Origin of the sequence: Candidatus Collinsella stercoripullorum (assembly GCF_027669965.1) — a bacterium.
GTDB classification, from domain to species: Bacteria; Actinomycetota; Coriobacteriia; order Coriobacteriales; family Coriobacteriaceae; genus Collinsella; species Collinsella stercoripullorum.
In genome coordinates, this window is record NZ_JAQECM010000028.1 from 946 (window position 1) to 27,061 (window position 26,116).

Genomic DNA, 26,116 nt, shown 5'->3' on the forward strand with positions numbered 1-26,116 from the left:
GGCGGGCAGGGCCTCGGCCCTGCCCGCCTACATCGAGCACTACAATTGGTCCCGTCCGCACAGCGCCTGCGGGGGCCTGCCGCCCATGTCGCGCGTCGCCGGCGTAAACAACCTATTGGCACACAACACCTAGAAGTCGAACGCCTCCGCGATATCGCAGGAGATGAGCACATCGGCGTCGCGATCCTGAGGCGTGGGATCGCGGTTGACGATCACGAGGGCATCCCCGCGGAAATACGAGGTGAGGCCGGCCGCCGGATACACCACCAGCGACGTCCCGCCGATCACGAGCAGGTCCGCCCGCGCGATGTCGGTCATCGCGCCCTCGAGCACGTCCTGGTCGAGAGCCTCCTCGTAAAGCACCACATCGGGCTTGATCGGGCCCCCGCACGCCGGGCACACCGGGACGCCGCGCCCGTCCTCGTGCTCGCGGGAGCAGACCCACGCGGCATCGTAGACCGCGCCGCAACCTCGGCAGACGTTGCGGTGCACCGACCCGTGCAGCTCCCAGACCCGCTTCGAGCCCGCAGCCTGGTGCAAGCCGTCGATGTTCTGCGTCACCACCGAGGTGAGCGCTCCGGACGCCTCGAGCTCCGCCAGCTTCCGGTGCGCGCGGTTGGGTTTCGCATCCAGGGCGACCATCTTCCTGCGGTAGAAGTCGAAGAACTCGGAAGGGTGGCTCTCGTAGAAGCTGTGCGAGAGCATGACCTCGGGCGGATAGCGGAACTGCTGATGGTACAGCCCGTCGACGCTGCGGAAATCGGGGATCCCGCTCGCGGTCGAGACGCCCGCCCCTCCGAAGAACACCGCGCGGTCATGGGAGCCGAACAGCCCCGCCAGGACCCGGGCGGCCTCGCGGGGATCGTCGATGATCTGAGCCATGGGAACATGACCTCCTTACGGATTCGGCCCGCACGGGGCGGGCCGGGTGGACGTCGGGCGCGGGCGGCACGGGCCGTCGCGCGTATGCCGGCCTCCCTGCGCCGGGGACGGGCGCGCCGGGCGGCTCGACCATGGTGGCCGGGATGGCCGGCCTCCCCGCGCCGGGGACGGGCTCCTCAGCGCTTGCGCCGGCGGATGCCGAACAGGCCCGGGGCGTCGGCCTCCCCGTCCTCGTCGCCCAGACGGGAGCGCTCGCCGAAGTCGACCCATTCGACCTCGTCGACCGAGGCCGGGGAACCCGGTACGGCGCCGTCGCGGCCCGGGGCATCCGGGGTCGCCGCGGGCCCCGGCGCGGCGGGTCCGCGGCCGAAGGAGGTGATGGGGCCGAGGTCCTCGACCTCGTCGTCGATCGGGTCGGGCTCCGCGTCGCGCGGAACCGCGGTGCGGGCGATGCGGGGCAAGGGGACCCCGCCCCCGTCGCGCCGCGGCGCCGAGGTGTCCACGCGGTAGCGGCGGACGAGGCCGGAGACGAAGACGCCCTCCGCATCGCCCCGGTCGCCGTCGGGCGACGCGGACCCGTCGTCCTCCCCCGCAGGGGCGGCGCCGTCGCCCGCAGGGGCATCGTCCTCCACCTCGGCTCCCGATGAGGGCTCGTCCAGATCGAGGCCGTCCCCGTCGTCGGCAGGGGCAGCATCCCCGCGTCCGCCCGCCGCCCCGGCGGACGGGCCGCCGTCCCCCTCGGAACCGTCCGGCCCCGCCTCGGGGGCGTCGGCCCCCTCGGGGTCGGACCCGTCGAGCGGCGTGGGCGCGGGCTCGGGGGCGGCGGCATGTGCGGGCGCGGGAGGACGCGGGGCGAAGCGCTTCCCGACACGGGGCGGCTCGTCCTGATCCTCATCCTCCTCATCCCGGTCATCGGGCCGCGCCTCAACCGTTCCGTGAGGGTCGTCGGGGCCCATCACCATGGTGGCGTCCGCATCTGCGGCGGGGACGGCGGAGGTGGGGACCAGGGCCCCGGGAGCCTCCCGCCCGTCGAAGGCGCCCGATGGGCCGGGGCGCCCGTCGGACACGATCGCCGAGACGCCCAGACCGCCCGTCGCGAGCGCGAGCACGCCGAAGAACAGGTTCATGCCGAACACGATGCCGTTGTCGAAGGCGCTGTCGCGCACGCCGAAGTTCGCCGTGACCACGCCCGCCAGGATCGCGATGACGAACACGCAGGCCGTGATGGAGAGGGCTTTCAAGCGCGCCCGGTTGTAGGTGGACCACATGCCGACGACGCCCACCGCGGAGGCGAGCGCGAACAGCACGAGCGCGTAGACGATGACCACGACGGTCCCCGCCTGCTCGCTCTCGAAGTAGACGGCCCCCAGCACGGCGTAGTTCACGCCCGCGATGCCCAGGTAGACCAGGCCGGCGAGGATGAACGCCACGGACGCCGCCTTGATGAGGGCCAGGCAGGCATCCGACCAACGGCGGCTGGAAGAGGAATCGGCAGAAGACATGGCGCGCCCTTCCCTACAGGCAGCACCGCGCGCGCGACCCCATCGCGCGCAGCACCGACGACACGTTCTCGCAAGTGCCCCCCATTATATCGGTCCGTCGCCTTGCGTCCATTCCGAGACGGGCTTTCTCCCACCTCGGCGGTCGGGTAGGATGGGGCCGGATACGCAAACCGCCCGCCGAGAGCGGGCATCGCATAAGGAGCGCCGATGACCGACACCGCCGCCGCGGGCACCACCCCGCGCACCTACAAGTTCGCATCGTGGAACGTCAACGGCCTGCGGGCCGTCCTCAGGAAGGAGCCCGGCTTCGAGGAGATCTTCGCCGACCTCGACGCCGACATCCTGGCGATCCAGGAGACCAAGCTGCAGGAGGGGCAGGTCGAGCTCGAGCTGCCGGGCTACACGCAGACCTGGAGCCATGCCGAGCGCAAGGGCTACGCCGGCACCGCGGTGTTCAGCCGCGAGGAGCCGCTGTCCGTGCGCCGCGCCGACAGCCTGCTGCCCTTCGCGGGCGAGGGCGAGGCGGCCGACCTCGTGGCCGTCGCGGTCACCGAGGGCCGCGTCTGCGCGCTCGAGTTCGAGCGCTTCTGGTTCGTGGACGTCTACACGCCCAACGCGCAGAACGAGCTCGCGCGCATCGAGACCCGCATGGCCTGGGACGACGCCTACCGCGCCTTCCTGAAAAGCCTGGAGGAGGAGACGGGCAAGCCCGTGGTCACCTGCGGCGACTTCAACGTCGCCCATGAGGAGATCGACCTCAAGAACCCCAAGACCAACCGCGGCAACGCCGGCTTCTCGGACGAGGAGCGCGGCAAGTTCACCGAGCTGCTCGGCGCGGGCTTCACCGACACGTTCCGCTTCCTGCACCCCGACGAGACGGGGGCGTACAGCTGGTGGAGCTACCGCTTCAACGCCCGCAAGAACAACACGGGCTGGCGCATCGACTACTTCCTGGTGAGCGACTCGGTGCGCGACCGCATCCGCGAGGCGGGCATCCGCAGCGACATCTTCGGCTCCGACCACTGCCCCGTGGAGCTCGTCATCGACCTCTAGCATGGCGGGTGGCGACGGGACACCCTGTATCCGTGCGCGCGAAGGGCCGCGCCGCGGGAAAAAGGTGCCTGTCCCCATTTTCCCACGTGCGCGCGAGTACGGCCGCGTCGCCCTCCCGGTATACATGGACGGGCCCGGCCGCCGTCTCTTGGCGGCCGGGCCCGTCCCGCATGTCGCACCCCGCCCGTCGCGGCATCGCCGCCGGGGCGTCAGCCGAGCAGGGCCTCGGCGGCCGAGAGCTGCTCGGCCGTGCCCATGAGGCCCACCGAGTCGCCGGCGCGCAGCACCGTGTTCGCGTCCAGGAAGACCTCGACCTCGTCCGCATGGCGCAGCGCCACCGCGTTCGCCCCGGTCCGGGCGCGCAGGTCGAGCGCACCGAGGGCGCATCCCGCCATGGGGCAGCTCTCCCCCACCTCGACCCAGTGGAGCTCGAGCTCCGACAGCGAGGCGACGAGGGCCCCCAGCGCGCGCTGGCGCTCGGCGCGGCGGTCGTCGCCCAGGGCCTCGTAGCCGCTCTCGCGCAGGGAGTTCGCGTAATCCTGGATCTGGCGCGGGCGGAGCCCCAGGTCGAGCAGGGTATGGCGCATGAGCTCGATGCCGCCCTCGAGCTCCGGGCGCACCAGGTCGTCCACGCCCGCGTCCACGAGCGCCTCAACGCCGCCCTCCGTGTCGGCGCGCGCCACGATCTTGAGGCCCGGGGCGAGCTCGCGCGCCTCCCGCGCGATCAGCTCCGCGGACGCCTCCGCCGGAATGGCGATCACGAGCACCCGGGCCGACCCCAGGTCCGCGTGCGCCAGGATCTCCGAGTTGGCCGCATCGCCCACGAGCACGGGGAACCCCGCCGCCTCGGCCTCCTCCGCCACCGGCAGGTCGCGCTCGACCACCAGGCACGGCGCGTCGAGGTCCCGGAGCACCTCGGCCACGTACCCGCCGGCGTGGCCGTAGCCGACCACGACGACATGGCCCTCCATGTGCTCAGCGGGCGGCTCGATGGAGCGCGCGCGCCGGTCGTACAGACGCCGCAGCAGCAGCGGGCTGGCCTCCATGAGGCGCTCGAGCGGGTCGACCGATTTGAACACGAAGGAATTCAGGGCGATGGACACCACGGCGCCGCCGAGGATCAGGCTGTACTGATCGGCGCTCAGCACCCCGAGCGCCATGCCCGTCTGCCCGATGATGAACGAGAACTCGCCGATCTGGGAGAGGCCCGCGGCGATGGTGAGCGAGGTGCGCGCGCCGGCGGAGAACAGCGCGCCGAGCGCCATGTTGATCAGCCACTTGCCCGCCATGATGAGGGCGACGAGCGCCGCGAGCTCGAGGGCGTGCGCGGTGAGCGTGGCGGGGTTCACCATCATGCCCACCGACGCGAAGAAGATGATGGAGAAGAGGTCCTGGAAGGGGATCGCCTCGGCGGCCACGCGATGCGAGAGCTTCGAGGTGCCCACCACGACGCCGGCGAGGAAGGCCCCGAGCGCCACCGAGAGGTCGAACAGCACCGACGCCGCCATGGCGGTGCCGAGCGCGATGACCACGACGGCGAGCTGGAACAGCTCGCGCGGGCAGCGCCGGGCGATCTTGGCGAGCAGCCACGGCAGGACCCGCGACCCCACCGCGAGCATGAGGGCGACGAAGGCGACGGTCTTGACGAGGGCCTCCGCGATGCCGCCCGCGAGCTGGGCGGGGGTCGTCTCCCCGGGGCCGAACACGACGGGCAGCACCACGAGGATCACGACCGTCGCCAGGTCCTCGACGATCAGCCAGCCCGTGGCGATGCGCCCGCCGCGGCTCTGGTAGAGCCCGGCGTCAGTCAGGTTCTTGATGAGGACGACGGTCGAGGCGATGCTCACCGACAGGCCGAGCATGACGCCGGCGGCCGGCTCCCAGCCGAACGCCATCGCCAGCGCGTAGCCCGCCGCCGTGCCGAGCGCGATCTGCAGCACGGCGCCGGGCACCGCGATGCCCTTGACCTCGAGCAGGTCCTTGAGCGAGAAGTGGAGGCCGGTCCCGAACATCATGAACATCACGCCGACCTCGGCGAGCTGGTTCATGGCATCCGAATCCCCGGCGAACCCGGGCGTGAACGGGCCGACGACGAGCCCTCCGGCGAGGTAGCCGACGATGGGCGGCAGGCGCAGGGCGCGCGCCACCATGCCGCCGGCGAACGCGGCGACGAGGGCGAGGACAAAGGTCATGAGCAGGATGGTGTCTCCGTGCATAGCACCTCCGGGGGTCGTGATCGGGCGGCGGACAGCACGGGGCGGGCCGCAGCTACGCAGACGGCCCGCCCCGGCAACCATGCGGTATTTCGGCTATATGTTACCCACGACCAACTGGTTTAGACCCCCGGGGATGAAAAGAGCGCAGGATTTCGAGGGTATCGGGGAGATGCGGCGACGCCCCGAACCCGCCGCGGCCCTCGGCGCCGCCGCACCGCGGGGCTGCCGGCGCGGCTCGGAGGACGCGCAGGCGCGACGCGGGCCCGTCCCACATGCCGCGATCCGCCGCGGCCCCCTACTCGCCGCCGCCCCGCAGGTCGTACCGGCACACCACCCGGGCGATCCGACGCGTCCACGGGACGTAGAGCACGAGAAGGAACACGCAGGTCGCGAACGCGTGCATGAGGTCGAACGGCACCGCGGCGAGCATGCGCGCGAGCGCCCCCTCCCAGGTGAGGGGGCGCACGAAGCCGATGACGTCGTAGGCGTTGATGACCGCGAAGTACACCGCGCCCGAGCAGATGCCCGCCGCGACGAGCGCCGGGCGCCGCACGCTGCCGTCGGCGCGGGTGAACGCCCCGTGGTCGGCGGCGACCCCGCCCAGGTACCCGATGACGCCCCACGCGTACATCTGCCACGGGGTCCACATGCCCTGGCCCAGCATGAAGTTGCTCGTGAGCGCCGCGAGCGCCCCGACCATGAAGCCGCAGCGGCGGCCCAGCGTCGCCCCGGCGATGATGGCGATGGCGGACACCGGCTTGAAATCGGGAACCGGCGCGAACAGCAGGCGCCCCGCCGCCGCGAGCGCGGCGAGCACGAGCGTCGGCATGATCTGGCGCAGCGCCGGCCGGTCGGCCTCGTACCCCGCGAAGAACAAGACGAGCACGAGGGCGACCACGGCGAGCATGAGCAGCGCCGCCTGGTCGACCCCGCTCGCCAGGGCCGCCGTCATGACGACGGGGACCGCCAGGAGCAGGGGCGCCTCGAGGGTGCCGAGGACCCGCGCGCGCACGCCGCGCGCGGGGGTGTCAGGGACGGTAGTAGACATTTCCGCGGAAGAACTCCCCACTCGCCTCCGTGCAGGCGATCTCGCCGTCGAACAGCATCGAGACGTCGTCGGCCGCCTGCTCCACGAAATCCAGGTCGTGCGTCGCCGCGACGACGGCTGCCCCCTCGCCCGCGAGCTCCGCGAGCAGGCGCGCCACCCGCCGGCGGGACGCCGCGTCGAGGCCCTTGGTCGGCTCGTCGAGCAGCGCCGTCGCGGGGCGCAGGAGCAGCAGCTTGCCCAGCGCGAGGAGCTGCTGCTGGCCGCCGGACAGGTCGTAGGGGTGACGGCCGGCGCAGGCCTCGAGCCCGAGCCTCCCGAGCATGCGCTCCGCGTCGGCCCTGCCGTACCCCGCGCGCCCCGACCACTCCATCAGCTCCGCGAGGACCTCCTCCTGCGAGAACAGGACACGGGGGTCCTGGGGCAGCAGGACGCGCGCCCCGCCCGATGTGCGCACGGAGCCGCGGCGCAGCCTGTGCATGCCCGCCATGACCCCCAGCAGCGTCGACTTCCCGCACCCGTTGCCGCCCACGAGGGCGTGGATGCGGCCCGGGGCCGCCGCGATATCGAGCCCGCGCAGCACCCAGTCGGAGTCCGCCCCGTAGCGGAACCATGCGCGCTCCACCGCGACGGCGTCGGCGCCGGACCGCGCGGGGGCCGTCGGGCGCGCGGGCGCGGCGTCGAACAGCGCGGGCCGCTCGCGCAGCGCCTCGAGGTCGTCCACGGCGCGCACGCACCCGCCCTCGAGCCTGAGCGCGCAGGTGGCGTAGTCGACCATCGCCCGCGGCCGATGCGTGGCCACCACCACGGTGCACCCCAGCTCGCGGTTCACCCGGAACAGGGCGTGCAGGAAGCTCTTCTCCGCGATCGGGTCGAGCTGCGCGGTCGGCTCGTCCAGCAGCAGCAGGCGCGGCTGCATGACGAGCGTCGAGGCCAGCGCGAGCAGCTGCTTGCGGCCGCCGGACAGCTCGTCGGTCTGCCGGCGGAACCAGTCGTCGATCCCGAAGAAGTAGCTCGTCTCGGCGATGAGCCGGCGCATCTCGCCCTGCGGCGCGCCGAGGTTCTCCAAGCCGAACGCCATCTCGTGCCAGACGCTCTCGCACACGATCTGGTTGTCGGGGTTCTGGAACACGTAGCCCACCGTCCGCGCGGACGCGGCGTCGTCGAGCTCCTCGACGGCGCGGCCCATCACCCGGATGGACCCGCCGCGCGACCCCGCCGGCGCGATCTGGGGCTTCACCAGGGAAAGGAGCGTGGACTTGCCCGACCCCGTGTCGCCCACGAGCAGGCAGAACGCTCCCTCCTCGAGGGAGAGCGACACGCCGTCGAGCACCCGGTCGGACGATCCGGCGTAGGAGAACGAGACATCGCGGATCTCGAGCGCGCAGGTCATGCGAACATCCTTCCCTCGCGCAGGTGGAGCAGGGCGGGCAGAAGCATCCATGCAGCATAGGGCAGGTACCCCCACCACGCAACAAGGCGGGTGACGGTCGGGAAGAACGAGAACTGGGACGTGGCGGTGAACGCCAGCACGGCGCACAGGCATCCGCCCGCGAGCAGCCCGACCAGGGCCGCGGCATCGGATGAGGAGAACCGGTAACGGGTGTAGGTGGTGCGGCGCGCCGCCCCCCAACCGCGGGCGCGCATGGCGTCGGCGGTCTCGAGGGAATCCTCCATACCCCAGCCCATCAGGACCGAGGTGAGCCGCAGGCGCGCGCGGACGTCCTCGCTGACGCCCCCGCGGAATGCCTGCGGGGCACCCGTCGAGCCGGCGTCGGACGGCAGCGGCCCCGCGCCCGCGGCGCGCGCGTTCACCGCCTGCACGCCGGCGACCTGCCGTCCGCGGCGGGCGAAATGCGGGATGAGCCTCATCGTCATCGATATCATGAGCGCCACGACCGGGGCGGCGTTGCCGGCGAGCGCCATCACCTTGTCGAACGAAAGCATCCGGGCGGCTGCCTGGAACCACAGCGCGCTCGCCACGAACAGGGCGCCCATGGCGCATCCGTACGCGAGGCTCTCCAGGTAGACGGCCCGCACGCCGAACCGCGCGACCTCGGTGGAGCCCGCGGCGGAGAACAGCGGGTTCACCAGGGCCACGAGCAGCACGAGCGGCAGCTGCCAGCGCAGCGACGCCAGGCTCGCGCGCACCCCGCGGGCGCAGCACCCGTAGGCGAGGGCCCCCAGAAGCGAGATGGCAATGAGCGCCGGCTGCATGGAACCCATGGTGAGCGCGAGCGTGAACACCAGGTAGCATGCGGGGACGACGGGGTGGGCGGACGAGAACGCCGTGTGGACGGACCTGGTCACGGCAGGCTCACCGCCCGGCGGCGCCGCAGCGCGCTCGCACTCCCCATACCGGCGCCTCCCTCATCGCATCGCCCGTCGAACGCGACCATTGTAGCCATCGCGCGCGGGCGGCGCGGGCGCATGGGGGCATCCCCGCCAACCGACCACAACGGTGCCGTGTTCGAGGACGAAGCCGCTTCGCGGCGCGGGATGGAGCGGCCCCGGGCGTCGCGAATCGATCGGGGCCCGGCCGCCGCGGCCAACCCCCCCGGGGGCAGCAGCCCTCGAACGGCGGAAACGACCCCTCCCCGGACGCGGGATCCGGCCCTCCTGCGGCGCGACGTGGTTTGTATCTGTTGAAGACCGTGCGCCGTGCATGCTGCGCTATCATCGAAGCACGTGCGTCCGGGCATCGCTGCGGGCGCCGCGCGCAAACAGGCAAACCGAGGGGATTCCGATGGACGTCACCGCAATCATCATGGCCGCCGGCGAGGGCACGCGCATGAAATCCAACCACGCGAAGGTCTCGCACAAGATCTTGGGCAAGCCGATGATCTGCTGGGTCGTCGACGCCGCGCTCTCCGCGGGATGCTCCCGCGTCGTCGTGGTCGTCGGCAGCCATGCCGACGAGGTCCGCGCGCTGCTCTCCGGGTCCTACCCCGCCGACGCCCCCATCGAGTGCGTCGAGCAGGCCGAGCGCCTGGGCACCGGCCACGCCGTCCGCGTGGCGCTCGAGGCCACCGGCATCGATGCGGGCCCGGTCGTCGTCCTGAACGGGGACCTCCCGCTCATCCAGGCGCAGACCGTGCGCTCGTTCGCCCGGACCGTCTCCGCCGACGAGGCCGCGGCGGCGGTACTCACCATGACCCCGCCCGACCCGTTCGGCTACGGCCGCATCGAGCTCGACGCCGACGGCGCCGTCGCCCGCATCGTGGAGCAGAAGGACTGCACGCCCGAGCAGGCGGCGACCCTCACCGAGTGCAACGCGGGCTGCTACGCATTCGACGGCGCCCAGCTCGCCGCCCACATCGGCGAGATCGGCTGCGACAACGCGCAGGGGGAGTACTACCTGCCCGACATGCTCGAGATCCTGCGCCGCGCCGGCGAGGCCGTGACCATCTACCACTGCGACGACTACCGCGACGGCCTGGGCGTGAACAGCCGGGCCCAGCTCGCCGAGCTCACCGCCGTCGCGCGCGACCGCGTGAACGCCCGCCTCATGGCCGAGGGCGTCACCTTCATCGACCCCGCGCAGGCCTGGATCGGCCCGGATGCCAAGGTCGGCCGCGACACCGTGGTGTGGCCCCAGACCCACCTCATCGGCGCATGCGAAGTCGGCGAGGACTGCCAGCTCGGCCCCAACACGCGCCTCACGGACACCCGCGTGGGCGACCGCTGCTCGCTCGACGAGACCGTCGCCATCGAGGCCGTGGTCGAGGACGACGTCACCTGCGGCCCCCGCGCCTACCTCCGCCCCGGGACCCATCTGCTCGACCGCGCCCATGTCGGCACGCACGTCGAGATCAAGAAATCCACCATCGGCGAGGGCTCCAAGGTCCCGCACCTGTCCTATATCGGCGATACCACCATGGGCGCCGACGTCAACGTGGGCGCCGGTTCCATCACCTGCAACTACGACGGCAAGAACAAGCACGCCACCGTCATCGGCGACCGCACCTTCATCGGGTCGGACACGATGATGGTCGCGCCCGTGCACATCGGCTCCGACGCCATCACCGGCGCCGGCGGCACCATCACCAAGGATGTCCCTGACGGCGCGCTCGCCATCGAGCGCACCGAGCAGCGCATCGTCGAAGGTTACACCGAGCGCCGTCGCGCCCGGCTGTAGCATGGTCGGCTTCGAGGCAAGGCAGTCCATCAGACTAAGGAGTAAGGGCAGATGCCAGCACAGGACCAAAAAATGACCCAGCAGATGTACAAGACGCTGCGCCTGTATTCGGGCTCATGCAACCGGCCGCTCGCGCAGAAGGTCGCCGACATCTTGGGTGTCGAGCTCTCGGGCCTTGCCCTCGAGAAATTCGCCAACGGCGAGATCTACGCCCGGTTCGATGAGTCCGTCCGCGGAGCAGACGTCTTCCTGGTCCAGTCCATCGCCGGACCCAACGTCAACGACATGCTGATGGAGCTGCTTGTGGCGACCGACGCCGCCAAGCGCGCCTCCGCCCGCACCATCACCGCCGTCATCACCCACTACGCCTACGCCCGTCAGGACCGCAAGGCCGCGCCGCGCGAGCCGATCACCGCGCGCCTCGTCGCCAACCTGCTCGAGCGCGCCGGCGTCGACCGCATCATCACGCTCGACCTGCACCAGGGCCAGATCCAGGGCTTCTTCGACATCCCGGTGAACCATCTGTCCGCCCTGCCGCTGTTCGGCGACTACTACAACGCGATGAACCTCGACACCGAGAACCTCGTGGTCGTCTCCCCCGACGTGGGGCGCGCCAAGGCCGCCAAGAAGCTGTCCGACATGCTCGGCTGCGACCTCGCCATCGCCCACAAGGGCCGCCCGCGCCACAACGCCGCCGAGGTCATGGGCATCATCGGCGACATCAAGGGCAAGACCTGCATCATCAACGACGACATGATCGACACCGCGGGCACCCTGTGCGCCAACGTGCGCGAGCTCAAGAACCTGGGCGCCGGCGACATCTACGTGTGCGCCACGCACGGCATCTTCTCCGGCCCGGCCATCGAGCGCCTGAACGACGCCCCCATCATGGAGTGCGTGGTCACCGATTCCATCCCGGTCGAGGTGGGCGGCAAGATCAAGACCATCACGGTGGCGGACGAGTTCGCGAGCGCCATCGACGCGGTCTACGTCGAGCAGTCCGTGTCCAAGCTCGTCGGCGGCGACTTCGCGCTGTAACGGGGAACGCGACGACATCGCCCTTGCGAACCGCAGGGCCCGCGCCACACGGTGCGGGCCCTTTTGCGTAGCAGGCGCCGTGCCGGCTGCGTCTCGGCGGGCGCCTCGTACCGGCGGCGGCCGGCGCTTGAGACTACAGCGCGGGTACCGCCGACCGATCCGGCCCGGCCCCGCATCCCGGCAGTTTTTGCGAAGCATTTGACAGCCCGCGCGGGCGAACTCACCATGCTGCAGGAACACAGATGAAAGGAGCCGCATGGCAGCAGCGCAACCCGGCAAGATCCGCATGGTGGCGGGGCTCGGCAACCCCGGCGAGGAGTACGCGCGCACCCGGCACAACGCCGGCTTCTGCGCGGTCGACGAGCTCGCCCGCCAGGCGAACGTCACCTATTGGAAGAACCAGTCCGGCGCAGAGGTGGCGTCCATCCAGGTGAACGACTCGGACGCCGAGGGCGGCAAGCGCGAGGTGCTGCTCGTCAAGCCGCAGTCGTACATGAATACGAGCGGCGGCCCCATCTCCAAGCTGTGCGCCGCCCACAAGATCCGCCCCGAGGAGCTGCTCGTCATCCACGACGAGCTCGATATCCCCGCGGGTGATGTGCGCGTGAAGGTCGGAGGCGGCCACGCCGGCCACAACGGCCTGCGCTCGATCATCGACAAGCTGGGCAGCCGGGATTTCAGCCGCATCCGCGTAGGCATCGGCGATCCTCCGGGACGCATGGCCGTGGCGGACTTCGTCCTGAAGCAGCTGCGTGCCCGTGAGGCCGAGGAGTTCGACGACGCCGCCTTCCGCGCAGCCGAGGCGGCCGCGCTCGCCCTCACGCGCGGCGTCATCTTCGCCCGCGACCATGTGAACGGGTCGGCGGGCAGCAACGGCAAGCACTGAGCGACGGCCCTCCGGAATATCGCGGTATCTCGAACAACGTTGCAGCGCGTGCCCGTCGGCACGCGCTTTTCCTTTGGGGGCCCGCGCTCATGCGGCGATACCCTCTCACGGGACGCCCGAGCGGCGATGTGCCTGCACGGCCGCGCGCCCGCACGGCGCCATGTCTGCACGGACGCGTGCCCGCACGGCGCCATATCCGCACGGCCGCGCCTCCACAAGCCCGAAAGCATGTCGTACCTGACACGAAGCGCCCTGAGAGAGGGTCCTCATGTCAGGTGCGACATGCTTTGACGGAGCGCACCCGGGAACACCGCCGAGGCACCGCCCACGAGCCAGACAGCATCCCATCGCGAGGCGGACCGGCTCTTCTCGCAGGTCGGGCGACCAGCCGCGCAGGGAGGATGCACGGGTGGCAGAAGAACCCCATCGGTCTCATAGGCTGGTAAAGAATTTTACTGTATAGTTAAATCGAGACTTCCCGAGTAGCCCAAAAATGTTGCAAGGCGTGTACTTGCACTTTTGTTCGGGCGATACCCGCCGCCCACTCGGAAGACCCCTAATCAACCACACAGTAAACTTTTTTACCACTCCTGGGCCGTCGTCCGAGACGCCTCCGCCCGGCGATTCCGTCTCAGAAGCCCATATGTCCGCCCCGCTTCAACTGATTTGGCAACGAGCCTTCCATCGGCCGCGTGCTACGAGCAAGCTGATGGAGCTCTGCGTCAGCGAGTTCGGCTAGAAACGAGGTAGGACCGTTTTCAGACGTCTCCACCTCGTTTGCAGCATAACGCATGCCGTGAACGGCGCTTTTTCTTCCGTAAACGCAATTCATCACGCTGTACTACAGACAAAATCGGAAGGCAGCTTGACTATTGGTGCATGCCGCGGTCCAGACTAACGCAACACGATGCCAAAACCATGTTGGGAGGCTGCAATGCACGCTATGACACGTCGCGAAGTTCTATCGCTTGCCACAACCTCATTTCTCGGACTGTCGCTTTTCCCTTCAATGATTTTCGCCGAAGAGTCTCTGCCCGTCGGTATATCCGCTGAAGCCACCATCTATATCGATGAGGTCAATAGCAGCGGAAGCACATGGGCAACATATCAGCTTGATTCGAACGGAGAACTGGAAGAGGTCTGCCGTATGGAGCGACTGGATTCCACGACGATCAACGATATACCTTCTATGAGAAGCGGTGCGTTGGCTGTATCAATCGCCGTGTATGTTGGAAAGGCAATCGTTGGATATGTTGTCGCTTCCGTCATCGATGGGATTGTTATCTCCGCAACAGGGCAGTCCGGAGCAACTTGGGCTTCCATTGCAATAAAGCGACTCGTCGGAAATCCTGTGCCCTCGAGCAAGGCAGTCTACTTGAGCTGCAGCGTCTATCCACCTCATTCGATGGAATGCATCCGCTGCATCAATGCGTAAACCCATCCGATAGCCAACACATTCAGCATCTCCCCACCGCTCGGCAACGAACGCTCGCCTCATGCGTTCCCTTATTCGAAGGAGCCCGCTCATGCCGAATCGATACAAAGTTCTCGCAGCATGCATCGGCATTATCTTGGGAATTGGCTGTTTTGCCGCAAGTATCGTGCATCGCCCGGGAACTCGCCTTTCCTTGTCCACTATTGAGGCGCTTGACGAGAGAATGGAGAGCAATCAGGCATTCTGGATTCAACTCACAAAGGAGGGGTGCATCTACTGCGAGGCCCTCCGGACCGTCGAAGATCAATTCTTGAGTGATCACAATATGACCTTGTTTGAATACGAGGCAAGTTCTGCGCCGACCGACAAAGAGCGCACCTACTTCGACGACCGATTTCCCCCGTTTCGCTATTTCCCGGCACTTTTCTATGTGGAAAATGGTGAGGTGATCGATGCCATGCAGCTAAGCGATCCGACGGAATTCGAATCTGAAATGACTTCTTGGCTATCTGAAAGGAGTCTGCTATGAAGCCCTCAACCACTCTTGGTTATCTGAAAGGAGCCCGCTATGAAGCCCTCAACCGCTGACCGACTCAGAAAGGCGGCCCTCTACCTTCTTCCCTTTGCCATCGGATTCGCGCTCTACTATTTTCTCAACTACCTGATTCCATCGTTGCCGTAAACGCTTCCCCAGAAAGGCGGGACGCCATGGTGCGGGATCCATCGGTATCCACCCCCGATCAGCGACCCGAGCGCCACCATGGCCTGAGCATCGACGACATGTCCTCTTCTACCGCAGCCCTGCTTCGCGACCGCAACCTCAGCGATCAGGAGACAAAGGTGGCGTTTGCCCTGTACGGGGACTACTCTACAGCTCGAATGGCGCAGGCTCTCGGAATATCCCGCTCCACCGCTGGAACCTACTGTTCGAGGCTCTATGCAAAACTAGGCGTTGCGAACCGTTCAGAAGCAAGATCGGCGCTTGTCCGAATCCTCGGTCCGACAGAAGACTACCTCCGGAAGGATGAGGGCAGGCGCCGATGGGTACCGCGATCCACGCTGACGGCATCCGTCAGTTTTGGCATCACGGTCAGCGGGATCGGCGTCCTCATCGCTTCGCTGTGCACCCGTCCATCATTTCCCTCGGCGTGGGCCATCTCCCGCATAGAATCCATGCCACCTCCATGCTTGATACTCCTTGGCTTGGCATGCATCGCGTTTGCACGCACCCCCAGACACCGCAGGACATCCTGGCAGTACGAGGCATGCTCGGCATGTTCAGGGCTCGCCCTGCTCATTCTCGTCCAAGACCTGTTCTCACCAATCCGAAGGACAATCTGCGGGCGCCTCGTTGAGGGGGGTTTCGGCTTCGCTGTTTATACAGCTCTCGTTGCAGCGCTGATCGTATACGCCGTGGTGCACTTTTCGACCATATCGGCGAACATCCATCTCGGGCTGTCTGCACTGGCATGCCTTGCAGTGGCCGCCCCGATCATTGTCATTCTGGAACTCGGCGTGCCGAATAGGGTTGCCGCCCTTCTTTTCATGTCGGCAACGGTTCTTTCGGGTCAAGCCTCCCTACGAACGGGGCCTGTCGTCCTCCAGCCCGACAATCGTCCGGCACGCCGCCGGAATCGCTTACCGAAGGCCCAAAAAGCGCTTATCGGCCTGTTCGGTTTCCTTTTCGCGCATATCGTTTCCACCGACGGACACCGTGCTATCGAAGTGATAAGCGGCTGGCATCTGCTGTCCTTCGCCTGCGTCGCGGTTCTAGTCGCCCTGTGCGCCCTATTGCAGCACGCCTATCGCCGCGGCGCAATCGGGCTGGACGCCCTTCTATCCGAGATCGTCGGATGGGTGTTGATGGGGTTCGGTACTTCATCTGCGCTGGCGCATGTGCCGCAGATGCAGGACGCCCTTTCCAAACCCTCACTCGCCCAAATGTTTGCCGTTTTGCTGCTGTTGACCGCCGCCGGTATCGCGACCGATCTCCTCATCAGATATATCGGGCGCAAGCGATACGACGCACTCGATGAGGAGGACCGGCTTATGACAGCGCTCGCCTGGCATGCGGTTCAACTTACCCAGAGTGAATACCGTGTGCTCGCGCGCGTTCTCCATGGTGACAGCATCGAGGAGGCGGCAGCCCGTCTATGCGTCACCAAGGCAACGGTCAATACGCATCTGGCCCATTTATATCGAAAACTGGGCGTTCACTCCCTCCCCGAGCTTAGAAGCAAGATGGAGGACATGGAAGCGTCGTGCGCCCGCAGGGCGGTCTTCGCTCTTCGCAAGGTTGAGGACGGCGGCCCTCACAAGAGAGCGCGCTGAGCGAGCTCCCGTCCAGGCAGAGTCCGCACCGACCCGCAGCGCGCCCGGCGTCCCGAGACCCCGCACGCAGCCCCTTGCCGATGAAGCGCCGACGCGGCCGACTTCCCCCGTTCGGAGCACCTGCCACCTACATCGCGGGGTATACTTGACCTGTATGCGCCGCCCGCTTGGGCGGACGCGTGCAGGGTTGCACGCGGGATGCGCGCCCGCGCCGGGCTCTCCGCATCCCCGCAGATAAGAGAGGGGTTTTATGTACAAGATCCTGAAGAAGACGCAATTCTCGGAGAAGGTCTTCGAGTTCCGCGTCCACGCCCCGAGGATGGCCAAGAAGGCGCACGCCGGCCAGTTCCTCATGGTGCGCATCGACGAGACCGGCGAGCGCGTCCCGTTCACCTTCGCCAACTGGAACCCGGAGGAGGGCTGGATCGAGTTCATCTTCATGGTCGTCGGCAAGACCACCGAGTGCCTGTCCAAGCTCGAGGAGGGCGACGAGATCCGCGACATCACCGGACCGCTCGGCTGCCCCACCGAGGTCGAGGGCGAGCGCGTCGCCGTCATCGGCGGCGGCGTCGGCCTGGCCATCGCCTACCCCGTCGCCCGCACCCTGTGCGAGCAGGGCAAGAAAGTCTCCGTCATCATGGGCGCGCGCACCAAGGACCTGCTGATCCTGTTCGAGCAGTTCGCCGCGCTGCCGCTGGAGAACCTGTTCATCACCACCGACGACGGCTCCATGGGCGAGAAGGGCATCGTGACCCTGCCGCTGCGCCGCCTGTGCGAGTCCGATGCGATCGATTCCTGCTTCTGCGTCGGCCCCGTCCCCATGATGAAGTTCTCGACCCTCACCTGCCGCGAGTTCAAGATCCCCATCATCGCCAGCCTCAACCCCATCATGGTCGACGGCACCGGCATGTGCGGGTGCTGCCGCGTCGAGGTGGGCGGCGAGACCAAGTTCGCCTGCGTCGACGGCCCCGACTTCGACGCCAACCTGGTCGACTGGGATGACCTCGCCCACCGTCAGGCCAGCTACCGCGCCGAGGAGGCCGCTTCCATCAAGCATTACGAGGAGGACTGCGCATGCCAGAAGTAAAGTACCGCCCCAACATCGGCGCGCCCCGCACCCCCGCCAACGAGGAGCCCGCCGCCGAGCGCGCGCGCGATTTCCGCCCGGTCGACACGGGTTACACCAAGGCCGACGCCATCGCCGAGGCCAACCGCTGCCTCGACTGCAAGAAGCCCCTGTGCATGGAGGGCTGCCCGGTCGGCGTCCATATCCCGCAGTTCATCGAAAAGATCCGCGAGGAGGACTGGGCCGGCGCGCTTTCCACCATCAAGGCGGACAACCTGCTGCCCTCCGTCTGCGGCCGCGTGTGCCCGCAGGAGAACCAGTGCGAGGGCAAGTGCATCCTCGGCAAGAAGGGCGACCCCGTCGCCATCGGTCAGCTGGAGCGCATGCTCGGCGACATGGCAGACGAGGTGGGCGAGGCTCCCGAGTGCAAGCCGTCCAACGGCCACAAGGTCGCCATCGTGGGCTCCGGCCCCTCCGGCATCGCGTGCGCCGGCGAGCTGGCCCGCGAGGGCTTCGACGTCACCGTCTTTGAGGCCTTCTTCACCGGCGGCGGCGTGCTGACCTACGGCATCCCCGAGTTCCGTCTGCCAAAGGCCATTGTCAAGCGCGAGATCGAGGGCCTGGAGCAGCTGGGCGTCCACTTCGAGTACAACTCCGTCGCCGGCCGCCTGTTCGATGCCGAGGAGCTGTTCAACGAGGAGGGCTTCGACGCCCTGTACCTCGCCGTGGGCGCCGGCCTTCCGCGCTTCCTCCACGTCAAGGGCGAGAACCTGCCCGGCGTGTACTGCGCCAACGAGTACCTCACCCGCACGAACCTCATGAAGGCCTACGAGTTCCCCGAGTACGACACGCCGATCCGCCACGGCAAGAACGTCGTGGTGTTCGGCGGCGGCAACGTGGCCATGGATGCCGCGCGCACCGCGCTGCGCCTGGGCGCCGAGCACGTGACGCTGGCCTACCGCCGCACCGAGGCCGAGATGCCCGCCCGTCGCGCGGAGATCCACCACGCCAAGGAGGAGGGCGTCGAGATCCTCGAGCTCTGCAACCCGCTGCGCTTCCTGCCCGGCCCGGACGGCTTCGTGTCGACCATCGAGCTGCAGCGCATGGAGCTCGGCGAGCCCGACTCGTCGGGCCGTCGTCGCCCCATCCCGGTCCAGGACTCCGAGTTCGCCATCCCCTGCGACGTCGCCATCACGGCCATCGGCACCCGCGCGAACCCGTTCGCCAAGCTCTGCGCCGACGTCGAGCTCAACCGCTGGGGTCTCATCGAGGCCGATGAGGACGGCCGCACCTCCAACCCGCGCGTCTGGGCCGGCGGCGACATCGTCACCGGTGCCGCGACGGTCATCCTGGCCATGGGCGCCGGCAAGAAGGCCGCCGCGTCCATCAAGAAGACGATCCTGGGCGAGGAGTAGGACCGCTCGGGACCATAGGGCAAAAACCGCACAGGCGCCCGCCGGCACGCGACTGGCGGGCGCTTTTTTGTCGGGCATGGGGACCGTTGCCGCCAAAAGGGGGACGGGCCCGGATGGCAGAAGCCGTCGGGCCGGCCCCCGCCGTCGACCGGCATGGAAAGCGCCCGCCGGCGGGAAAGCCGGCGGGCGCAGGGAATCACGGCAGCGGGGCCGCCCTATCCGTCGTGCAGGCTAGGCCTCGATGGAGACCTCGACCTCCTGCACGGGGACGTCGTAGAACGGGTCCTCGCGGCGGCCGAGGAAGTCGCGCGCCTGGTCGGGGAACAGCGCGTAGTCGAGCACGTCCTCCTCGCTCTTGGCGTACTGCTTGATCTCCTCGCGGATGGCGGGCAGCGCCGGCTCGATGAGGTCGGCCGGACGGCAGGTGATGGGCTCGTCGTCACCGATGATCATCTTCTGGACCTCCGGGTCGATCGGCGCGGGGGACTTGCCGTACTGACCGTGGACGTAGTCCTTGATCTCCTTGGGAACGACCTTGTAGCGCTCGCCGGTCACGACGTTCATCATGGCCTGGGAACCGACCATCTGGGACAGCGGGGTCACCAGCGGCGGATAGCCCAGGTCGGCGCGGACGCGCGGCACCTCGGCGAGCACCTCGTTGTACTTGTCGGACACGCCGAGGTCCTTGAGGTTGGAGATGAGGTTCGACAGCATGCCGCCGGGGACCTTGTACAGCAGGGCCTTGGGCTCGACCTCCATGACCTTGGGGTTGAGCGTGCCGTTCTCCTTGAACTTCGTGCGCACCGGCGCGAAGTGCTGCGCGATCTCCTCGAGCTTGTCCATCTTCAGGCCGGTGGAGTAGCCCATGCCCTCGAGCGCGATGGCCATGGACTCGGTGCACGGCTGGGAGGTGCCGCCGGCGAAGGCGGAGATGGCGGTGTCGATGATGTCGGCGCCGGCCTTCACGGAGTTCAGCAGCGTCATCTCGGCGATGCCCGCGGTGCAGTGCGTGTGCACCTCGAGCGGCAGGTCGACGGCGGCCTTGATCTCGCCCACGAGCTCGGTGGCGACACCGGGCTCGAGCACGCCGGCCATGTCCTTGATGCAGATGGTGTCGGCGCCGGCCTTGGCCATCTCCTTGGCGAGGTTCACGAAGTACGGGACCGTGTGCACGTCGCTCGTGGTGTAGCAGATGGCGGCCTGGACCTCGCCGCCGGCCTCCTTGGCCGCGCGGATGGAGGTCTGCAGGTTGCGGACGTCGTTCAGGGCGTCGAAGATGCGGATGACATCGATGCCGTTCTCCACGGACTTCCTGACCATGGACTCGACGATGTCGTCGGCGTAGTTGCGGTACCCCAGCAGGTTCTGGCCGCGCAGGAGCATCTGCAGCTTCGTGTTCTTCACATGGGCGCGGAAGGTGCGCAGGCGCTCCCAGGGGTCCTCGTTCAGGTAGCGCAGGCACGAGTCGAACGTGGCGCCGCCCCAGACCTCCATGGAGTAGTAGCCCGCCTGATCCATCGTCTCCAGGATCGGCAGCATGTCCTCGATGGGCATGCGCGTGGCGATCTGGCTCTGCTGACCGTCGCGCAGGGCGGTCTCGGTGAACTTGATCTGCTTGCTCATGGTTTAGATATGACCTCCTTGCTGAATGATTTCGGCAATCTTCTCCTGCATCTCATATACGGTGTGCGCGCGCGAGCGGGCGCATGCCTTCGCCTCGCCGTCGCAGATCAGGCACCTGCGCGGCGGCAGGCCCAGCTCGGTCCGGGAGACCGAACGGGGCACCGCGTCCCCTCGTCCGAGCACATCGAGGTCCGCCAGCCTTCCCAGCGGATGGTCCTGCTCGATACCCGTCATCCTGCGCTTGAGCTCCTCGGGGGCAAGCCCCACGAGCTCCATGAGCTCCGGGCCCGCAGGTCCCCCCAAGCGCGTCCGCCGGCGCACCGGCACGTCGGCCAGGGCCGCATCCGCCGCCGCCATGAGCTCGTCGAAGACGCGCTCGAGCACCGCGGAGGTCTTGTGCGGACCGGGGATGGACAGGGTCGCGGACAGCAGGCTCTCGCCCTCGTCCGCCTCCGCGAGCAGGCGCCGCTGGCAGGCGGCGCGGCGCTCGCGGGCATCGAGCATGGCGGGGAGCTCCACGGACGGCCCGTCGAACACGTCGGCGAACGACGGGACACGGCCCCGGGGCCCGACGGCCCCCGCCCGCGACCCATCGCCCGCGACGGCGCCCGTGCGGTTCTCGGTTGCCTCCATGCGGCTCCCCTCCTTTCGATATCCCCGCGGGGCGGCCCGGAAGACCGGGCGCCCCGCGGGACGTGCGCTCGAACTACTTGCAGTTGCGCACCGCGTCGATCAGCGTGCCGTCGCGGTACTCGATGAGGGCGACGGTCTTGTCGCCGAACTCGATCGGCTTCGGCTCGCCCACGATGGCGTAGGCGCGGTCGCGCAGCTCCTCGATGGTGAACTGCGGGACCTTGAGGTCCTCGAAGGCCTCGATCAGGTCGGTGCGCGCCGGGTTCACGGCGATGCCGACCTCGGTCACAAGCACGTCGATGCTCGAGCCCGGCGTGACGACCGTGGTGACCTTGTCGACGACGGTCGGGATGCGGCCGCGGATGAGCGGCGCGCAGATGATGGCCATCTTGGAGCCGGCGGCGGCGTCGCAGTGGCCGCCGGAGGCGCCGCGGATCACGCCGTCGGAACCGGTGATGACGTTGACGTTGAAGTCGGTGTCGATCTCCAGCGCGGACAGGATGACCATGTCCAGGCGGTTGACCATGGCGCCCTTGGAGAGCGGCGAGGCGTACATGGACGCGTCGATCTCCAGATGGGTGGCGTTGCGGGCCAGCGACGCGCCGGAGGGCGTGTCGAAGTCCTGCACGTCGGTGATGGCACCGACCAGGCCCTCGTCGAGCAGCTCGACCATGGAGTTGGTGATGCCGCCGAGCGCGAAGGAGGCCTTGACGTCGTTGTCGATCATGCCCTGGCGCAGGAAGCGCGTCACCGCGAGGGAGGCGCCGCCGGTGCCGGTCTGGAAGGAGAAGCCCGGCTTGAAGTACGGGGACGCCATCATGACGTCGGCCGCGTACTCGGCGATGATGAGCTCCTTGGGGTTCTTGGTGAAGCGCGTGGCGCCCTTGGCGATGCCCTTGGGGTCGCCGATGGCGTCGACCTTCACCACGTAGTCGACCTGCGACTGCGGGATGGAGATCTTGGTGTTGATGTAGGGCACCAGGTTGTCGGTGACGAGGACCACCTGGTCGGCGTACTGGGCGTCCATGAGCGCGTAGCCGAGCGAGCCGCACGCGGAGGGACCCTCGAAGCCGTTGGCGTTGCCGTACTCGTCGCAGCAGGGGGCACCCAGGAAGGCGACGTCGATGTGGATGTCGCCGCGCTCGATGGCGCGGGCGCGGCCGCCGTGGCTGCGGATGATGACCGGCTCGTCCATGATGCCGGCGGAGATGGCGGCGCCCAGCTTGTCGCGCAGGCCGGAGGAGGTGATGTGGGTCACCACGCCGTTCTTGATGTGCTCGATCAGCGGCTCGTGCACGTTGGCGATGGAGCTCGGGGCGATCGAGATGTCCTTGATGCCCATGCGGGCGATCTCATCGAGCACCATGTTCATCACGTAGTCGCCCTCACGGAAGTGATGGTGGAACGAGATGGTCATGCCGTCGGTGATGCCCGTCTTGACGATGGCGTCGTGGATGGAGTCGAGGAGCTTGGACTCGCCCGGGGTGCGCGGGTGTACGGTGTGCACGGCGGCGGCGTAGGGCTTGACGTTCTCGAACTCCGAGCCGAAGGTGCCGAACTGCTCGGCGTACGCGTCGGGAATCTCCCGACCGACCTTGTTGAGAGCCATTAGAGATCCTCCTCCCCGATGAGACCGGAAGCCTTAGCCAGCATGATCGTGCGCTCGGCGCGCGTGATGATGGGCTTGTCGACCATCTTGCCGCGGACGGTGATGACGCCGAGGCCCTTCTCCTCCGCCTCGCGGGCGGCCCAGACGATCTCCTTGGCCTTCTGGATCTCCTTCTCCGTGGGCGCGTAGACGTCGTTGACCACGGGGATCTGGCGCGGGTTGATGACGGACTTGCCGTCGAAGCCGAGGGTCTTGATGTGCTCGACCTCGGCGCGGAAGCCGTCCATGTTGTCGACGTCGGAGTAGACCGTGTCGACGGCGGCGATGCCGGTGGCGCGCGCCGCGTGCAGGATCATCTCGCGCGCGAAATACAGCTGCATGTTGTCGCCGTAGGCGCGCTGGGTCTTGAGGTTGGTGACGTAGTCCTCGGCACCCAGGGCGATGCCGCAGACGCGCGGGGAGGCCTGGGCGATGGACAGCGCGTTCAGGACGCCCTCGGCGCTCTCGATGGCGGCGAAGATGCCCGTGGAGCCGACCTCGCGGCCGCAGGCGCGCTCGACCTCGGTGATGACCTCGTCCGCATCGATGACGTCCTGGGCGCACTCGGTCTTGGGAAGGCGGATCACGTCGACGCCGGTGCGGACGACCGCGTCGATGTCGAGCTTACCGACCGTGTTCAGGTCGTTGATGCGCACGATGGTCTCGGTATCGCCGTAATCGAAGGTCTTGAGCGCGAAGTGCACCAGCGCGCGGGCGGTGTCCTTCTCGGCGAGGGAGACGGCGTCCTCGAGGTCGAACATGAGCGAGTCCGCGCCGTACAGACCGGCGTCGCGGAGCATTGCCGGGTTGGCACCCGGCATGAACATCATGGTTCTCCTTAGGCGTTCCATGCGTCGATCTCCTTCCAGTCGTACTCGCCGGCAGTGCCCGCGGCGCGGTAGGCGGCCGCGATGGTGCGGGCCTGGACGGTGCAGTCCAGGGCGCCCTTGTCGACGGCGGTCACCTTGACGCCCGTGACCCCGAGGTTCTTCAGGGTCTCGGCGATGACCGAGCGGATCTGGTCGCCGAAGGCCTTCTCGACGCTGCTGTCGAGGGTGATCTCGACGGCATCGCCGCCGACCGGATCGATGGTGACCATGATGTCACTCGATTCCGTGGTCCCCGCAACAGCCTGTTGCTTCAGTTCCATGTTTGGATCACTCCAATCCCGGGCGCAGGTCGTGCGCCCCATGAACCTTCTCCTTCAAATACACCGAGGGCGCACGCCCCTCTCGATGCGCGTGCGGCTCGTTGAGCATCGACCGCCTGCACCGCATCCACCCGGTCGCGCCGCCTCGTCGGCGGGACGTCCGGATCGGTCACCCGAAGTCGGAAGCAGCCCCCTCCCCGCAGCGCGGCTGCACCCGGCCGCAGGGAAGGTCGTTGCCGGCACAGCGCGCCCGTACGGGTGCGCGCATGCCACAAAGGAGATGGCGGCAGGGCCGCCGCGCACGGACGGGGGCGCGCCCGTCCGTGCGAATCGATGGCGAATAGGGTCACGTAGCGCTTACTGGGCGTCCTTGTCCGCGGGGAACAGGCGCATGAGCGCCATGGACACCAGGTAGATGATGATCATGACGACGAAGATGCCGCCCCAGCCGAGGGCCAGGATCAGCAGCGACTCCGAAAGGATCGCGGTAGACATACGCTGCATCCTCCTTTCTTACATGAGGCCGGGGACGATGCCGAGGATCAGGCCGCCCGCGACGACGGACGCGATCTGGCCTGCGACGTTGGAGCCGGCGGCCTGCATGAGGATGAAGTTGCCGGGATCCTCCTCGGTGGCGAGCTTCTGGATGACGCGGGAGCTCATGGGGAACGCCGAGATGCCCGAGGCGCCGATCATGGGGTTGATCTTCTCCTTGCGGAACAGGTTCAGGACCTTGGCGAACATGACGCCGCCGACGGTGTCCATCACGAAGCCCACGAGGCCGAGGCCCATGACGATGAGGGTGTCGACCTGCAGGAACTCACCGGCCTGCATGCGCACCGAGACGCACAGGCCGAGCAGGATGGAGATCAGGTTGACGAGCTCGTTCTGGGCGGACATGGCCAGGTTGTCGAGCACGCCGCACTCGCGCAGCAGGTTGCCGAACATCAGGAAGCCGACGAGCGGCAGGGAGGCCGGGGCGATGAGGCCGGCGACGACGCAGATGACGATCGGGAAGATGATCTTGGCCGTCTGGGACACCGAGCCGGGCTTGTACTGCATGCGGATCATGCGCTCTTTCTTGGTGGTCACGGCCTTGATGGCGATCGGCTGGATGATGGGCACGAGCGCCATGTAGGAGTAGGCCGCCACCATGATGGCGCCGAGGTACTTGGAGTTGAGCGAGTTCGCCACGAAGATCGAGGTCGGGCCGTCGGCGGCGGCGATGATGCCGGTGGAGGCGGCGTCGGCCAGGTTGAAGCCGAGCAGGCCGGCCACGATGATGACGAAGAAGATGCCGAACTGCGCCGCGGCGCCGAACAGCAGCAGGAACGGGTTCGCCAGCAGCGGGCCGAAGTCGATCATCGCGCCGATGCCGATGAACAGCAGCAGCGGGAAGAGCTCGGTGTCGATGCCCATGTCGAACAGGATCTGGAACGGGCCGGGCTCCCCGCCGGTCAGCAGCACGCCGGAATCGGGGATGTTCACGAGAATGGTGCCGAGGCCCATGGGCACCAGCAGGGTGGGCTCGTAGCCCTTCTTGATACCCAGGTACATGAGCACGACGCCCACGAGCATCATGACGATGCGACCGGGCTCGGCACCGAGGCCGATCACGCCGGCGGTCAGGACGTCAGCCGCTTGAGTCAGTACATCCAATGGTCAATCCTCTCCTATGGATACAACGGACGCGCGCCGCGCAGGGCGCGCTATGCCGATCGGGGCGGCGCGTCCCATGCGGACCCGCCGCCCCGCTTGGCGCGAAGCTAGGCGATGCTGAAGAGCTCGTCGCCGGGGTTCACCATGTCGCCCTTGGACACGGCGATGGAGGCGATGGTGCCGTCGGACTCGGCGATGATCTGGTTCTCCATCTTCATGGCCTCGAGCACCATGACCGGGTCGCCGGAGGAGACCTTGTCGCCGACCTTCACCTGGACGTCGACGATCTTGCCGGGCATGGGGGCCGTCTGCACGCTGGCGCCGGCGGGCGCGGGCGCGGCCGGGGCCGGAGCGGGCGCAGGCTCGGCGGCGGGAGCCGGAGCGGGGGCCGCGGCG

Annotated in this window: 24 protein-coding genes; 10 read left to right on the forward strand and 14 right to left on the reverse strand. The window is 68.1% G+C overall.

Annotated elements, in window-relative coordinates:
- A partial coding sequence (locus PHA29_RS10645; RefSeq protein ID WP_408612036.1) for an integrase core domain-containing protein occupies positions 1-133 on the forward strand: 133 nt, incomplete at its 5' end.
- On the opposite strand, the gene PHA29_RS06670 is transcribed toward PHA29_RS10645, so the two are convergent.
- Entirely contained in the window at positions 130-882 is a 753-nt protein-coding gene (locus tag PHA29_RS06670) for an NAD-dependent protein deacylase (RefSeq protein ID WP_270848784.1), read from the reverse strand. The two genes, PHA29_RS10645 and PHA29_RS06670, sit on opposite strands and share 4 nt — an antisense overlap.
- A gap of 176 nt (positions 883-1,058) precedes the next feature.
- Positions 1,059-2,384 carry a hypothetical protein gene (locus tag PHA29_RS06675; RefSeq protein ID WP_270848786.1) on the reverse strand — a complete coding sequence of 442 codons (1,326 nt, stop codon included), beginning with the start codon at positions 2,382-2,384 and terminating at the stop codon, positions 1,059-1,061.
- A 207-nt stretch (positions 2,385-2,591) separates the two neighbouring features.
- Between PHA29_RS06675 and PHA29_RS06680 the strand changes: the two genes are divergently transcribed.
- Entirely contained in the window at positions 2,592-3,437 is an 846-nt protein-coding gene (locus PHA29_RS06680; RefSeq protein WP_270848787.1) for an exodeoxyribonuclease III, read from the forward strand.
- A 209-nt stretch (positions 3,438-3,646) separates the two neighbouring features.
- Here PHA29_RS06680 and PHA29_RS06685 read toward each other — a convergent pair whose 3' ends face one another.
- The 4 genes from PHA29_RS06685 to PHA29_RS06700 all read right to left on the reverse strand — a co-directional run bounded on the left by PHA29_RS06685 (position 3,647) and on the right by PHA29_RS06700 (position 9,008).
- The gene (locus tag PHA29_RS06685) at positions 3,647-5,653 is read right to left on the reverse strand and encodes a cation:proton antiporter domain-containing protein (RefSeq protein WP_270848789.1); all 2,007 of its coding nucleotides are present in this window, start codon (positions 5,651-5,653) and stop codon (positions 3,647-3,649) included.
- Positions 5,654-5,948: 295 nt separating this feature from the next.
- Positions 5,949-6,701, reverse strand: coding sequence for a DUF6580 family putative transport protein (locus tag PHA29_RS06690; RefSeq protein ID WP_270848791.1), 753 nt, complete (start codon positions 6,699-6,701; stop codon positions 5,949-5,951).
- Positions 6,682-8,091 carry an ABC transporter ATP-binding protein gene (locus PHA29_RS06695; RefSeq protein ID WP_270848792.1) on the reverse strand — a complete coding sequence of 470 codons (1,410 nt, stop codon included), beginning with the start codon at positions 8,089-8,091 and terminating at the stop codon, positions 6,682-6,684. The genes PHA29_RS06690 and PHA29_RS06695 overlap by 20 nt, the downstream gene beginning before the upstream one ends.
- Positions 8,088-9,008, reverse strand: coding sequence for an energy-coupling factor transporter transmembrane component T (locus tag PHA29_RS06700; RefSeq protein ID WP_270848793.1), 921 nt, complete (start codon positions 9,006-9,008; stop codon positions 8,088-8,090). The genes PHA29_RS06695 and PHA29_RS06700 overlap by 4 nt, the downstream gene beginning before the upstream one ends.
- Positions 9,009-9,444: 436 nt before the next feature.
- Between PHA29_RS06700 and glmU the strand changes: the two genes are divergently transcribed.
- From glmU to gltA, 8 genes are all read left to right on the forward strand, one after another.
- Positions 9,445-10,836, forward strand: coding sequence for a bifunctional UDP-N-acetylglucosamine diphosphorylase/glucosamine-1-phosphate N-acetyltransferase GlmU (gene glmU, locus PHA29_RS06705; protein ID WP_270848794.1), 1,392 nt, complete (start codon positions 9,445-9,447; stop codon positions 10,834-10,836).
- 51 nt (positions 10,837-10,887) lie between these two features.
- Positions 10,888-11,874 (forward strand): ribose-phosphate diphosphokinase, encoded by a 987-nt coding sequence (locus tag PHA29_RS06710; RefSeq protein WP_270848796.1) that lies wholly within the window; start codon positions 10,888-10,890, stop codon positions 11,872-11,874.
- A 256-nt stretch (positions 11,875-12,130) separates the two neighbouring features.
- Complete coding sequence (gene pth / locus PHA29_RS06715) at positions 12,131-12,760, forward strand: aminoacyl-tRNA hydrolase (protein ID WP_270848797.1); 630 nt, start codon at positions 12,131-12,133, stop codon at positions 12,758-12,760.
- A gap of 934 nt (positions 12,761-13,694) precedes the next feature.
- Complete coding sequence (locus PHA29_RS06720) at positions 13,695-14,195, forward strand: hypothetical protein (protein ID WP_270848799.1); 501 nt, start codon at positions 13,695-13,697, stop codon at positions 14,193-14,195.
- A gap of 91 nt (positions 14,196-14,286) precedes the next feature.
- Positions 14,287-14,724 carry a hypothetical protein gene (locus PHA29_RS06725; protein ID WP_270848802.1) on the forward strand — a complete coding sequence of 146 codons (438 nt, stop codon included), beginning with the start codon at positions 14,287-14,289 and terminating at the stop codon, positions 14,722-14,724.
- A gap of 179 nt (positions 14,725-14,903) precedes the next feature.
- Entirely contained in the window at positions 14,904-16,526 is a 1,623-nt protein-coding gene (locus tag PHA29_RS06730) for a LuxR C-terminal-related transcriptional regulator (RefSeq protein ID WP_270848804.1), read from the forward strand.
- A gap of 250 nt (positions 16,527-16,776) precedes the next feature.
- Positions 16,777-17,613, forward strand: a complete 837-nt coding sequence (locus tag PHA29_RS06735) for a sulfide/dihydroorotate dehydrogenase-like FAD/NAD-binding protein (RefSeq protein ID WP_270848805.1) — start codon at positions 16,777-16,779, stop codon at positions 17,611-17,613.
- The gene (gltA, locus tag PHA29_RS06740; protein WP_270405266.1) at positions 17,601-19,007 is read left to right on the forward strand and encodes an NADPH-dependent glutamate synthase; all 1,407 of its coding nucleotides are present in this window, start codon (positions 17,601-17,603) and stop codon (positions 19,005-19,007) included. The genes PHA29_RS06735 and gltA overlap by 13 nt, the downstream gene beginning before the upstream one ends.
- Before the next feature lie 231 nt (positions 19,008-19,238).
- On the opposite strand, the gene PHA29_RS06745 is transcribed toward gltA, so the two are convergent.
- From PHA29_RS06745 to PHA29_RS06780, 8 genes are all read right to left on the reverse strand, one after another.
- The gene (locus tag PHA29_RS06745) at positions 19,239-20,630 is read right to left on the reverse strand and encodes an oxaloacetate decarboxylase subunit alpha (RefSeq protein WP_270848807.1); all 1,392 of its coding nucleotides are present in this window, start codon (positions 20,628-20,630) and stop codon (positions 19,239-19,241) included.
- Between the two features lie 3 nt (positions 20,631-20,633).
- Complete coding sequence (gene citX, locus PHA29_RS06750; protein ID WP_270848809.1) at positions 20,634-21,263, reverse strand: citrate lyase holo-[acyl-carrier protein] synthase; 630 nt, start codon at positions 21,261-21,263, stop codon at positions 20,634-20,636.
- A 73-nt stretch (positions 21,264-21,336) separates the two neighbouring features.
- A complete protein-coding gene (gene citF, locus PHA29_RS06755; RefSeq protein ID WP_270848810.1) occupies positions 21,337-22,872 on the reverse strand; it encodes a citrate lyase subunit alpha in 1,536 nt (511 codons plus the stop codon).
- On the reverse strand, positions 22,872-23,741 hold the full coding sequence (locus PHA29_RS06760; protein ID WP_270848812.1) for an aldolase/citrate lyase family protein: 870 nt from the start codon (positions 23,739-23,741) through the stop codon (positions 22,872-22,874). The genes citF and PHA29_RS06760 overlap by 1 nt, the downstream gene beginning before the upstream one ends.
- 8 nt (positions 23,742-23,749) lie before the next feature.
- Positions 23,750-24,061 (reverse strand): citrate lyase acyl carrier protein, encoded by a 312-nt coding sequence (gene citD, locus PHA29_RS06765; RefSeq protein WP_270405261.1) that lies wholly within the window; start codon positions 24,059-24,061, stop codon positions 23,750-23,752.
- A gap of 357 nt (positions 24,062-24,418) precedes the next feature.
- A complete protein-coding gene (locus PHA29_RS06770; protein WP_270405260.1) occupies positions 24,419-24,556 on the reverse strand; it encodes an OadG-related small transporter subunit in 138 nt (45 codons plus the stop codon).
- Positions 24,557-24,574: 18 nt separating this feature from the next.
- Positions 24,575-25,720 (reverse strand): sodium ion-translocating decarboxylase subunit beta, encoded by a 1,146-nt coding sequence (locus tag PHA29_RS06775; RefSeq protein ID WP_270405259.1) that lies wholly within the window; start codon positions 25,718-25,720, stop codon positions 24,575-24,577.
- A gap of 107 nt (positions 25,721-25,827) precedes the next feature.
- Positions 25,828-26,116, reverse strand: a 289-nt coding sequence (locus tag PHA29_RS06780; protein WP_270848813.1) for a biotin/lipoyl-containing protein, incomplete at its 5' end; no start/stop codon positions are given.

Excerpts from the sequence above, each read along its gene's own strand:
- citF (WP_270848810.1), bottom strand. The coding sequence starts at position 22,872 with ATGGCTCTCAACAAGGTCGGTCGGGAGATTCCCGACGCGTACGCCGAG.
- PHA29_RS06685 (WP_270848789.1), bottom strand. The coding sequence starts at position 5,653 with ATGCACGGAGACACCATCCTGCTCATGACCTTTGTCCTCGCCCTCGTC.
- citD (WP_270405261.1), bottom strand. The coding sequence starts at position 24,061 with ATGGAACTGAAGCAACAGGCTGTTGCGGGGACCACGGAATCGAGTGAC.
- gltA (WP_270405266.1), top strand. The coding sequence starts at position 17,601 with ATGCCAGAAGTAAAGTACCGCCCCAACATCGGCGCGCCCCGCACCCCC.
- PHA29_RS06730 (WP_270848804.1), top strand. The coding sequence starts at position 14,904 with ATGGTGCGGGATCCATCGGTATCCACCCCCGATCAGCGACCCGAGCGC.
- PHA29_RS06695 (WP_270848792.1), bottom strand. The coding sequence starts at position 8,091 with ATGACCTGCGCGCTCGAGATCCGCGATGTCTCGTTCTCCTACGCCGGA.
- PHA29_RS06710 (WP_270848796.1), top strand. The coding sequence starts at position 10,888 with ATGCCAGCACAGGACCAAAAAATGACCCAGCAGATGTACAAGACGCTG.
- citX (WP_270848809.1), bottom strand. The coding sequence starts at position 21,263 with ATGGAGGCAACCGAGAACCGCACGGGCGCCGTCGCGGGCGATGGGTCG.
- pth (WP_270848797.1), top strand. The coding sequence starts at position 12,131 with ATGGCAGCAGCGCAACCCGGCAAGATCCGCATGGTGGCGGGGCTCGGC.
- PHA29_RS06725 (WP_270848802.1), top strand. The coding sequence starts at position 14,287 with ATGCCGAATCGATACAAAGTTCTCGCAGCATGCATCGGCATTATCTTG.
- PHA29_RS06760 (WP_270848812.1), bottom strand. The coding sequence starts at position 23,741 with ATGATGTTCATGCCGGGTGCCAACCCGGCAATGCTCCGCGACGCCGGT.
- PHA29_RS06680 (WP_270848787.1), top strand. The coding sequence starts at position 2,592 with ATGACCGACACCGCCGCCGCGGGCACCACCCCGCGCACCTACAAGTTC.
- PHA29_RS06690 (WP_270848791.1), bottom strand. The coding sequence starts at position 6,701 with ATGTCTACTACCGTCCCTGACACCCCCGCGCGCGGCGTGCGCGCGCGG.
- PHA29_RS06670 (WP_270848784.1), bottom strand. The coding sequence starts at position 882 with ATGGCTCAGATCATCGACGATCCCCGCGAGGCCGCCCGGGTCCTGGCG.
- PHA29_RS06720 (WP_270848799.1), top strand. The coding sequence starts at position 13,695 with ATGCACGCTATGACACGTCGCGAAGTTCTATCGCTTGCCACAACCTCA.
- PHA29_RS06770 (WP_270405260.1), bottom strand. The coding sequence starts at position 24,556 with ATGTCTACCGCGATCCTTTCGGAGTCGCTGCTGATCCTGGCCCTCGGC.
- PHA29_RS06745 (WP_270848807.1), bottom strand. The coding sequence starts at position 20,630 with ATGAGCAAGCAGATCAAGTTCACCGAGACCGCCCTGCGCGACGGTCAG.
- PHA29_RS06735 (WP_270848805.1), top strand. The coding sequence starts at position 16,777 with ATGTACAAGATCCTGAAGAAGACGCAATTCTCGGAGAAGGTCTTCGAG.
- glmU (WP_270848794.1), top strand. The coding sequence starts at position 9,445 with ATGGACGTCACCGCAATCATCATGGCCGCCGGCGAGGGCACGCGCATG.
- PHA29_RS06675 (WP_270848786.1), bottom strand. The coding sequence starts at position 2,384 with ATGTCTTCTGCCGATTCCTCTTCCAGCCGCCGTTGGTCGGATGCCTGC.